Source organism: Streptomyces sp. NPDC006265 (assembly GCF_040613555.1).
Taxonomy (GTDB): Bacteria; Actinomycetota; Actinomycetes; order Streptomycetales; family Streptomycetaceae; genus Streptomyces.
Window position 1 is genome coordinate 1 of sequence record NZ_JBEXSH010000307.1, and the last position, 9,325, is coordinate 9,325.

Consider the following 9,325-nt stretch of genomic DNA (forward strand, 5'->3'; position numbering starts at 1 on the left):
TGCCCCATCTGGGTGGGCAGATCAAAAGCGACCGACAAGCCCGTCGTGCCATGCGCGATCAGCTGCCGGTAACGCTCATTGGACTCCGCCGCCGTACCGAAACCCGCGTACTGACGCATCGTCCACGGACGACCCGTATACATCGACCGATACACACCACGGGTATACGGGAACGCCCCCGGCTCCCCCAGCTTCTCCGCCGCATCCCAGCCCTCAAGAGCCTGCGGCCCGTAAACCGGCTCGATCGGCAGTCCGGACTCCGACTCACGCATGTCAGGACCGGACATCGAGGACGTACTTGCCCGTGGAGGCCCGGGTCTCCAGCAGTTCGTGTGCGTGTCCCACGTCCTTCAGGGGCAGCACCTTCACGTCCACGCGGACATGGCCCTTGGCGACTTCCGACAACGCCCGCTCCAGGTGGGCGCGGAGCAGCATCGGCGCCCGGCCGGCGACCCCGCCGAGGTTGTAACCGGCGAGCGAACTGTTCGTGTACCAGGGGTGGTTGCCTTCGAAGGTGACGTCCTCGGCCGCCGCGTTGCCGAAGACGACGTGCCGGCCGAAGGCCGCAAGGAGAGCGGTCACCGAGGAGCGGAACGCGCCGCCGACGGAGTCCAGGACCAGGTCCGCGCCCGCCCCGTCGGTCCGCTCGGCCACCTCCTGCTCGATCTCCTCGTACGACACCACGCTGTCGTAGCCGTAGCCGCGCGCGTACTCGGCCTTGGCCGGGGAGCTCGTCACACCGATCACCCGGGCCGCACCCAGCGACCGGGCGAGCTGTGCGGCGGCCGTGCCCACTCCGCCGGCGGCGGCGAGGACGACCACGGTCTCGCCCGGCGCGAGGTGCCCGGCCGAGGTGAGCACGCCCAGTGCGGTGGTGACGTTGCACAGGGCGCCCGCCGCCAAAGCCCCGTCCAGGTCGGCGAGTTCGCCGTCCAGCCGTACGACGTGCTCCGCCCCGACGGCGACGACCTCGGCGTTACCACCACCGCCCAGGGTCAGGGCGGCCACCCGGTCACCGGTCTCGAACCCGGTGACACCGTCACCCACGGCGCGGACCGTGCCGACCGCCTCGAGGCCCGGGAAGTGCGGCAGGTCGACCGGGAACTGGCCGCGCCGGAACATCACTTCGGCGAAGTTCACGCCCGCGTACTCGACGTCGATCGTGATGTGCCCGGGCTGCGGTGCGGGTACGGCGACGTCTGCGACGGCCAGGACGGACGGGTCGCCGAACGACTGGAAACGGACGGTGCGCATACGGCTCCCTGATGTCGTGGAGGTCTCGTTCATCGGGGTCTCGGAGCTGTCGGTCATCGGATTCCCGTCTCGCTGAGGGTGGTGGTGGGGCCGTGCCCGGTGAGCAGCCGTGTGTCGTCCGGACAGGTGGTCGCGACCATGCGCAGGGAGCTTTGCAGGGCGGCCGGGCTGGCGCCCGGCGCGTCCGCGCGTCCCGGCCCGCCGGCGAGCAGGGCGTCGCCGGTGGCCAGCAGCGGAACGTCGCCGGTGCCGAAGCGGAACATGACGGAGCCGCCGGTGTGGCCGGGGGTGTGCAGCACGGTGACCCGGCCCGCCGCGAAGGTCAGCTCGCCGCCCTGCTCGGGGAGTTCGCTCACCTCGTCGGGTTCGCGGTCGGGGTGCCCGACGAGCAGGTCGCGGGGGAACGAGTCCGGCAACCCCTTGGCCGGGGCGCCGAACTGGTAGCGGTCGGCCGGATGGATCCAGGCCGGGATGCCGTAGTGCCGGGCGAGCGGCACCGCGTCCCAGGTGTGGTCCATATGGCCGTGCGTGATCAGGATGGCCTCGGGCTCCAGACGGTGGGCACGGACGGCCTCGAGGACCGCGTCGGCGGAGTCGTGCCCGGGGTCGACGATGAGGCAGGGATTTCCCGGTCCGGCGGCGACGAGATGGACGTTCGTGCCGAACTTGCCGGTGGCGGCGGACAGTACGAGCATGACCGCGACTCTGACGGAGTACTCGGTCATATGTCAATTGCCGTTTGTGTGGCAGAACTCTGGCTCAAGTCTCGCCTATAGTGCGAGGGCCATAGTCTTGGAGTGCGTGCAGTCGCCTTACCAGCAGGGGGTTTTGTCCGTGAAGGCCATCGCCGTTCAGCGCTACGGAGGTCCGGAGGTCCTGGAGCTGATGGACCTTCCCGAGCCGCGTCTCGGGCCCGACGTCGTGCTCGTCCGTGTGAAGTACGCGGGCGTGAACCCGGCGGACTGGAAGATCCGGGAGGGCTACATCGACGACTGGTTCGAGTCGCATTTCCCGCTGGTGATGGGCTGCGACATGGCCGGAGTGGTCGAACGCACCGGTCTCGGTGTCACCGAGTTCTCCCCGGGCGACGAGGTCGTCGGGTACGTCCGCGCCGACCACATGCAGCGCGGCACCTACGGGGAGCTGGTCGCCGCGCCCGTGCGGACCCTGGCGCACAGGCCGCGAGCTCTCGACTGGCGCGAATCGGCCGGACTGCCGGCCGCCGGACTCACCGCCTACCAGGCGCTGCGCCGCCATCTGGAGATCGCCGCCGGTGAGGTGCTGCTCGTGCACGCGGCGGCCGGCGGGGTCGGTTCGCTCGCGGTCCAGATCGGCCGCGCCCTCGGCGCGCGCGTCATCGGCACGGCGAGCGAGCGCAACCACGACTTCCTGCGCTCGCTCGGGGCCGAACCGGTGGCCTACGGGCCCGGGCTCGCCGACCGGGTGCGCATCCTGGCCCCCGAGGGCGTCGACGCCGTGTTCGATCTCATGGGCGGCGACACCCTTTCCGGCTCGCCGGCGCTGCTGCGGCCGGGCGGGCGGCTCGCCTCCATCTCCGGTGACGTGACGCGGCTGGGCGGGCGCTACGTGTTCGTACGCCCCGACCCGGCCGACCTCGCCGAGCTGGTGGCGATGGCCGACCGCGAGGCGGTGCGGGTCCACGTCAGCGCGGAATTCCCGCTGTCCGACGCCGTACGCGCACATGAGCTCGTGCAAAGCGGGCATGTGCGCGGGAAGGTGGTCCTGGCGGTCGACCCTTCCTGATCCGGGGTGCGGGAGGACCGGGCAGCCCCTGCTGCCCGGGGAGAATAGGTGCGAGAAGTCGGGCCGTCCCCTGAGGGAGGCGGCCCTTCCGCATGTCCGGGCACGCCCCTGTGCCAGGCCTCAGTGATCCTTGAGCGGCTCTCCACTCAGCCGCCCCGGCCCGTCTGCCGGGCCCCTCGCCGTTCGCAGCCGAACCCACAGAGGCGGCTGTGAGGCTGATTCAGCGCCCTCAAGGGCCACCGAAGCAGACCCACGGACGAACGGAACGGGCATGACCATTGCTGAGCAGGAGCGGCCGGAATCCGCTCCGGCCGCGGCCGAACTCGCCTACCAGCGTTCGATGGACCGCGTCCTGGTGCACCGCCGGGCGGTGATGGAGGTCTTCGTCACGGACGCAGTGCGGCTCGGCGACGAAACGTTCGCCGTGGCCGTCCAGGCACCTCGCGCGCACAGCTACTACAACGACCACACGCAGCGTCCCGCGCTGCTCGATCCGCTGTTCCTGCTGGAGGCGGCCCGCCAGGCGGTCACCGTCGTCGCACACCAGTGGCTGGACGTCTCGTACGACACGTCCTTCCTGATCAGCGACTGGACGACCGAGTTCACGGATCTCGCGGCGCTGCGGGCCCGGGGCGAGGCGCCGGACGAGTTCGTGATCGAGGTGAGCGCGCGGGACCTCAAGCGACGGGGCAGCAGACTGCTGGCCGCCACGCTGGAGTGCGTGTTCGTCGTCGCCGGCCGCAGGGCCGGGACGAGCGCCATCGTGGCCGGGTACCTCAGCCGGGACGGCTACACCGCCCACCGCGAGAAGAGCCGGGGAAGCGTTCCCCCCTCCTCGTCCGACATGCCGCGCACCCGGCTCGGCGCGACCGTCGCACCCGCTCTGGTCGGGCGGGAGCGGGCCGAGAACGTCGTGCTCACCGATGTGGAACGCCCGGGCGGCACGCTCACCCTGAAGGCCACGCTCGACGTCCCCGTGTGGCATCCGGCCATGTACGACCACCCCCTGGACCATGTGCCCGCGATGGCGCTCATGGAGGCCGCACGGCAGGCCGCCGTGCTCGCCGCCGGAGCTCCCGCCGAACGGCACCACGCCCGCGCCTTCGGCGCCACGTTCCGCCGGTTCGTGGAGCTGGACAGCCCGGTCACGGTTGCCGTCACGCCCTCGGGCGAGGCGCGCTGCACCGTCGACTTCCTGCAGGACGGGGAGTCGGTCTGCACTGCTGAGATCGCCTTCGCCCCGGCACCCGCGGGCCCGGACACGGACGGTGGGTGACGGTCGTGCGACTCCACTCACCGCTCGGTCTGACGGCGGCGGCGTGGTATCCGGAGCAGCGCCAGACGGTCGAGGAGGCCCTGGCCGCGGGTGACATCGACGCCCGGACCGCCCGCGAACTCGGCTACACGTCCTTGCCGGTCAGCCAGGACACCGCACCGCCCGACATGGCCGTAGAGGCCGCGAACGAGGCCCTGGCGCTCTGCGGAGTCCGGCCCGAGGACCTCTCCCTGCTGCTGCACGCGAGCGTCCACCACCAGGGGCACGACGCCTGGTCCGCCCCGCACTACATCGCCCGGCGCCTCGGAGCCCACAACGCCGCGCCCATCGGGCTGCTCCAGCAGTGCAACGGCGGTGCCATCGGCATCGAACTGGCCGCGAGCAGGCTCCAGGGCGACCCGGAGGCCGGGCCCGCACTGGTCACGACGGCCGACCGCTTCCTGATGCCGAGCTGGCACCGCTGGCTCAGCGACTACGGCATGGCGGCCGGGGACGCGGCCACGGCGGTCCTCGTCCACCGTGTCACCGAGCCACCGGGCCCGGCAGGGCAAGGCGGCGGCCCGGACCTGCTGCTGCACTCCCTGGCCACCCGGGTCGCGGCCGAACTCGAGGTGATGCACCGCGGGGACGACGAGCTCAACGCCACGCCCATGGGGCACAGCCCGATGATCGACGTGCGCCGCACCAAGCGCGCGTTCATCAAGGCGTACGGCGTCGAGTTCTTCCTCAAGACGGCGGCCGACCGGATCCGGGCCGTGGTCGAGGAGGCCCTGGCCGGAGCCGGACTGGCCGGCGACGACCCACGGCTGCGCCACGCCGTGATTCCCCGGCTGGGCGGCAAGGCGATGGCGGAGGCATACATCCCGCCCCTGACCGACGTCACCTCCGCGGAGGTGCTCGACCTCGGCCGCGCCACCGGGCACGTGGGGGCCGGCGACCTCAACGCCTCCCTCGCCGACCTGGCCCGAACCGACCTGCTGGAGCCCGGGGACCACGCCCTCGTGCTCAACGGCGGCGGTGGATTCACCTTCACCGCGGTCGTCGTCAGCAGGCACTGACATACCACCCAGCACTCGACTCGTTCGATCCACTCATCCACTCATCCACTCAGGAGATACCGCCATGTCCGCAACCCAGAACCGTCTCTTCGCCCTCGTCTCCGAGAAGCTCGGGGTGCTCGCCGAGGAGCTGAACACCGAGGCCACCTTCGACAGCCTCGACCTGGACTCGCTCGCGCTGATCGAGCTCAGCGTCATCGTGCAGAAGGAGTTCGGCGTGCAGATCGACGAGACGGCGCTGACCTCGGAGAACACCTTCGGTGACGTCCTCGCCACCATCGACGCCAAGGCTCCGGTGGCTTGATGAGCGGCATACCCACGCAGCGCCGAGGACGCGCGGAACGCTTCGACGTGGCCGTCACCGGGGCCGGCCTGGTCACCCCGGCCGGGCTGGGCGTCGAGGCCAACTTCGAGCGGGTCTGGTCGGGCGAGTCCACGGCCGCGACCGACCCGGACCTCGCCGACCTGCCCGTCGACTTCGCCTGCCGCGTCCCCGGCTTCGACGCCGGAGCGCTGCTCGGACGGCGCAGCGCCGTACGCATGGATCCCGTCAGCCACTTCGGTGTGGTGGCGGCCCGGCAGGCCGTCGAGGACGCCGGGCTCGACCCGGCGACCTGGGAGGGTGCCCGGGTCGGTGTGGTCGTCGGCACGTCGCTGGGCGGCTGGTCCACGGTCGAGCGGGAGCACGGCAAGCACGTCGAGGACGGACCGGAGTTCGTCTCCCCGCTGCTGATGGTGATGGGCCCGGTCAACATGACCGCCGGCTACATCGCCATGGACCTCAAGGCGCTGGGCCCCAACCAGGTGGTGTCCACGGCCTGCGCCTCCGGCAACACGGCGATCGGGTACGCCCGCGCCCTGCTGGAGGCCGGCGTCTGCGACGTCGTCCTGGCGGGCGGTGCCGAGGCCGCCATGTCGCGGACCGCGATGGCGAGTCTGGCCCGGGCCGGTGCGCTGTCCACGCGCGGTGACGACCCGGCGTCCGCCTCCCGCCCGTTCGACGCCGACCGGAACGGTTTCGTCGCCGGCGAGGGCGCGGCCATGCTCGTGCTGGAGCGCGTCGAGGACGCACGGGCCCGTGGCGCCCGGGTCCGGGCCCGCGTCTCGGGGTTCGGAGCGTCCGCCGACGGCCACCACGCCTCGGCGCCCGACCCGACCGGCGGCGGGGCGGAGCGGGCCATCCGGGCCGCCCTCGCCGATGCACTGGTCGACCCGGCCGAGGTGGACCACGTCAACGCGCACGGCACGTCCACGCCGCTCAACGACATCACCGAGGCCGGTGTGATCCGCCGGGTCTTCGGTGAGAAGCCGGCCGTCACCTCCACCAAGGGCGTCGTCGGGCATCTGCTGGGCGCGGCCGGAGCGGCCGAGGCGGTGTACACGGTGCTCGCCGTGGAGCGGCGTCTCGTTCCGCCGACCGCCAACCTGACCAGCCTGGATCCGGGCATCGGGGTGGATGTCGTGGCGAAGGAGGCCCGGCCGCTGGAGATCGGCGCGGCGGTGAACGACTCCTTCGGCTTCGGCGGCCAGAACGCGGTGATCGTGGTGACGCCGGCATGACACGGACTGCGGACACCGCGGTGCCCGGCGACGGCACCGGCCGTTCCGTGCTCGTCACCGGGGGCAACCGCGGCATCGGCCTGGCCGTCGCGCGGACGCTGGCCGCGCGCGGCGACCGGGTCGCGGTCACCTACCGCACCGGTGAGCCCCCGGCGGGGCTGCTCGGGGTGCGGTGCGACGTGACCGACGAGGCGCAGGTGGAGCGCGCCTTCAAGGAGGTCGCGGCCGAGCAGGGCGATGTCGAGGTGCTCGTCGCGAACGCCGGGATCACCCGGGACGGACTGCTGCTCGCCCTCGACGACGACGCGGTCGACGCCGTGCTCGACACCAACCTGAGGTCGGTCATCCGCCTGGCCCGGCACGCCTCCCGGGCCATGCTGGGCAGGCGCTGGGGCCGGATGGTGCTGGTCTCCTCGGCCGTCGCGTTCACCGGCTCGCCCGGGCAGACCAACTACACCGCCGCGAAGGCCGGTCTGCTCGGGCTGGCCCGCTCGCTCGCCTGGGAGCTCGGCAGCCGCGGCATCACCGTCAACGTCGTCGCCCCCGGCCTCGTCGAGACGGACATGCTGCGCGAGGTGCGCCCGGCCCGCCTCGACCAGTACCTGGCGATGACGCCGCTCGGCCGGGCCGGGAGCGCCGAGGAGGTGGCCGCCGCCGTGCGGTTCCTCACCGGCGACGAGGCCTCGTACATCACCGGCGCCGTGCTGCCGGTCAGCGGTGGGCTCGGCATGGGCCACTGACGCCCCGTGCCGCACCTGCCCACCACCACCCAGAAAGCACAGGAAAGGGAAACCATGCCAGTCGGTGTCCTGTCGATGGGCTCCTACACACCGGACAAGGTCGTCGACAACCAGCAGATCAGTGCCTGGACGGGGATGCCCGAGTCCTGGGTGACCGAGCGGACCGGGGTGCTCCAGCGGCGATACGCCGAGCCGGGCACCACCACCTCCGACCTCGCCGTCCCCGCCGCCCGCGAGGCGCTCCAGGGCGTCTGTGACGAGGCGCGCGAACGGCTCGGCGCGCTGGTCGTGGCGACCAGCACCCCCGATGTCCCGCAGCCGTCCACGGCCGCGATCCTCCAGCACAAGCTGGGTCTGTCCACCCTGCCCGCCTTCGACATCAACGCCGTGTGCAGCGGTTTCCTCTACGGCCTCGCGGTCGCCGAGGGCCTGCTGAAGGCGGGGCGGCACGGTGCGCAGGTACTGCTCGTCGGGGCCGACATGTTCTCCACGATCATGGACAGGTCCGACCGGCGCACGGTGAGCCTGTTCGGCGACGGCGCGGGCGCCGTCCTGCTCGGCGAGGTGCCCGAGGGCTACGGCCTGCGCTCGGTGCAGCTGGTCACGGACGGGGAGTTCCACCACTACGTCGGCGTGGAGGCCGGCGGCACCCGCACGCCGCTCGACGCCGAGGCCCGCGAGGCCGGGGGGCACTACTTCCGCATGGACGGACGCGCGGTGCGCGACTACGCGCTGTCGGTGCTGGCGAAACTGACCGCCCAGACGCTCGACGAGTGCGGGCTGGCTCTGGAGGACGTGGACCGGTTCGTCTTCCACCAGGCCAACACCAGGCTCCTGGAGACGTTCGTGGCGGACACCGGGATCGACCCGGCCCGGGTCGCCTACACCGCTCCGCACCTGGGCAACACCGTCGCCGCGTCCGTGCCGCTCACCCTGCACGCCACGCACCGCGAGCGGCCGCTGCGGCGCGGCGAGCGAGTGCTGCTGGCATCCGTGGGCGGCGGCATGACCGCGGGTGCCGCCCTGCTGACCTGGTACTGACGCGCCACCCCTTCCCACCAGCACGGCACACCGACCACACGCACACGACACGCAGTATCGGAGGAGCCATGAGGCTCGACGGACAGACGGCCGTCATCACCGGGGGCACCCGCGGCCTGGGCCGCGCGATCGCCGAGGCCTACCTCGCCGAGGGCGCCTCGGTGGTGGTCGCGGCACGCAACCCGTACGACATCAAGGAGCTGGCCGACGAGTACGGCGACCGGCTGCTCTACCACCACACCGACGTGACCGACGAGGTGTCGGTGGACGGGCTGATGACCACCGCCGCCGAGACGTACGGCGGCGTCGACGTCCTGGTCAACAACGCGGGAGTCAGCCGTGACGGCCGGATCTCCCGGCTGTCGGTGGCCGACTGGAACACCACGCTGGCCACCAATCTGACCGGCGTCTTCCTCTGCACGCGCGCGGTGATCGGCCCGATGACCGCCCGGCGGGAGGCGACCGGCGTCGGCGGCCGCATCATCAACGTGTCGTCCTGCGTGGCCGGCCGGGCCGCGATCGGGGCGTCCGCCTACAGACCGCGTTGTCGGACAGCCACCGTTCGGGCATCTTGATCTTCTCGAACTGGCCCGTGCTGAGGGTGGTGTAGGGCGGCACGTCGGATTTCAGCC

The 9,325-nt window shown here is 72.0% G+C and carries 11 protein-coding genes and 1 pseudogene; 8 read left to right on the forward strand and 4 right to left on the reverse strand.

Annotation, left to right across the window (positions count from 1 at the left end; translation table 11 throughout):
* From ABZ281_RS23790 to ABZ281_RS23800, 3 genes are all read right to left on the reverse strand, one after another.
* A partial coding sequence (locus ABZ281_RS23790; protein ID WP_356658449.1) for a methylmalonyl-CoA mutase family protein occupies positions 1-272 on the reverse strand: 272 nt, incomplete at its 3' end.
* A gap of 1 nt (position 273) precedes the next feature.
* Positions 274-1,311: a zinc-binding dehydrogenase gene (locus ABZ281_RS23795; RefSeq protein ID WP_356658451.1), complete on the reverse strand. Its 1,038-nt coding sequence runs from the start codon at positions 1,309-1,311 to the stop codon at positions 274-276.
* Positions 1,308-1,949, reverse strand: a complete 642-nt coding sequence (locus ABZ281_RS23800; RefSeq protein WP_356658453.1) for an MBL fold metallo-hydrolase — start codon at positions 1,947-1,949, stop codon at positions 1,308-1,310. The genes ABZ281_RS23795 and ABZ281_RS23800 overlap by 4 nt, the downstream gene beginning before the upstream one ends.
* A gap of 139 nt (positions 1,950-2,088) precedes the next feature.
* On the opposite strand from ABZ281_RS23800, the gene ABZ281_RS23805 reads away from it, so the two are divergent.
* From ABZ281_RS23805 to ABZ281_RS23840, 8 genes are all read left to right on the forward strand, one after another.
* Complete coding sequence (locus ABZ281_RS23805) at positions 2,089-3,018, forward strand: NADP-dependent oxidoreductase (protein WP_356658455.1); 930 nt, start codon at positions 2,089-2,091, stop codon at positions 3,016-3,018.
* Positions 3,019-3,289: 271 nt separating this feature from the next.
* Positions 3,290-4,294, forward strand: a complete 1,005-nt coding sequence (locus ABZ281_RS23810) for a ScbA/BarX family gamma-butyrolactone biosynthesis protein (RefSeq protein WP_356658457.1) — start codon at positions 3,290-3,292, stop codon at positions 4,292-4,294.
* Entirely contained in the window at positions 4,291-5,352 is a 1,062-nt protein-coding gene (locus tag ABZ281_RS23815; RefSeq protein ID WP_356658459.1) for a ketoacyl-ACP synthase III family protein, read from the forward strand. The genes ABZ281_RS23810 and ABZ281_RS23815 overlap by 4 nt, the downstream gene beginning before the upstream one ends.
* A 64-nt stretch (positions 5,353-5,416) precedes the next feature.
* The gene (locus ABZ281_RS23820; RefSeq protein WP_356658461.1) at positions 5,417-5,656 is read left to right on the forward strand and encodes an acyl carrier protein; all 240 of its coding nucleotides are present in this window, start codon (positions 5,417-5,419) and stop codon (positions 5,654-5,656) included.
* On the forward strand, positions 5,656-6,912 hold the full coding sequence (locus ABZ281_RS23825; protein ID WP_356658463.1) for a beta-ketoacyl-[acyl-carrier-protein] synthase family protein: 1,257 nt from the start codon (positions 5,656-5,658) through the stop codon (positions 6,910-6,912). The genes ABZ281_RS23820 and ABZ281_RS23825 overlap by 1 nt, the downstream gene beginning before the upstream one ends.
* Positions 6,909-7,652, forward strand: coding sequence for a 3-oxoacyl-ACP reductase FabG (fabG, locus tag ABZ281_RS23830; protein ID WP_356658465.1), 744 nt, complete (start codon positions 6,909-6,911; stop codon positions 7,650-7,652). The genes ABZ281_RS23825 and fabG overlap by 4 nt, the downstream gene beginning before the upstream one ends.
* Positions 7,653-7,706: 54 nt before the next feature.
* A complete protein-coding gene (locus ABZ281_RS23835) occupies positions 7,707-8,693 on the forward strand; it encodes a ketoacyl-ACP synthase III (protein WP_356658467.1) in 987 nt (328 codons plus the stop codon).
* Positions 8,694-8,761: 68 nt separating this feature from the next.
* Positions 8,762-9,268: an SDR family NAD(P)-dependent oxidoreductase gene (locus ABZ281_RS23840; RefSeq protein WP_356658469.1), complete on the forward strand. Its 507-nt coding sequence runs from the start codon at positions 8,762-8,764 to the stop codon at positions 9,266-9,268.
* Here ABZ281_RS23840 and ABZ281_RS23845 read toward each other — a convergent pair.
* Positions 9,231-9,325, reverse strand: a pseudogene (locus tag ABZ281_RS23845) (Flp pilus assembly protein CpaB); the annotation flags it as partial. The gene ABZ281_RS23840 and the pseudogene ABZ281_RS23845 overlap by 38 nt on opposite strands.

Excerpts from the sequence above, each read along its gene's own strand:
- ABZ281_RS23795 (WP_356658451.1), bottom strand. The coding sequence starts at position 1,311 with ATGACCGACAGCTCCGAGACCCCGATGAACGAGACCTCCACGACATCA.
- ABZ281_RS23800 (WP_356658453.1), bottom strand. The coding sequence starts at position 1,949 with ATGCTCGTACTGTCCGCCGCCACCGGCAAGTTCGGCACGAACGTCCAT.
- ABZ281_RS23810 (WP_356658457.1), top strand. The coding sequence starts at position 3,290 with ATGACCATTGCTGAGCAGGAGCGGCCGGAATCCGCTCCGGCCGCGGCC.
- ABZ281_RS23820 (WP_356658461.1), top strand. The coding sequence starts at position 5,417 with ATGTCCGCAACCCAGAACCGTCTCTTCGCCCTCGTCTCCGAGAAGCTC.
- ABZ281_RS23825 (WP_356658463.1), top strand. The coding sequence starts at position 5,656 with ATGAGCGGCATACCCACGCAGCGCCGAGGACGCGCGGAACGCTTCGAC.
- fabG (WP_356658465.1), top strand. The coding sequence starts at position 6,909 with ATGACACGGACTGCGGACACCGCGGTGCCCGGCGACGGCACCGGCCGT.
- ABZ281_RS23835 (WP_356658467.1), top strand. The coding sequence starts at position 7,707 with ATGCCAGTCGGTGTCCTGTCGATGGGCTCCTACACACCGGACAAGGTC.
- ABZ281_RS23840 (WP_356658469.1), top strand. The coding sequence starts at position 8,762 with ATGAGGCTCGACGGACAGACGGCCGTCATCACCGGGGGCACCCGCGGC.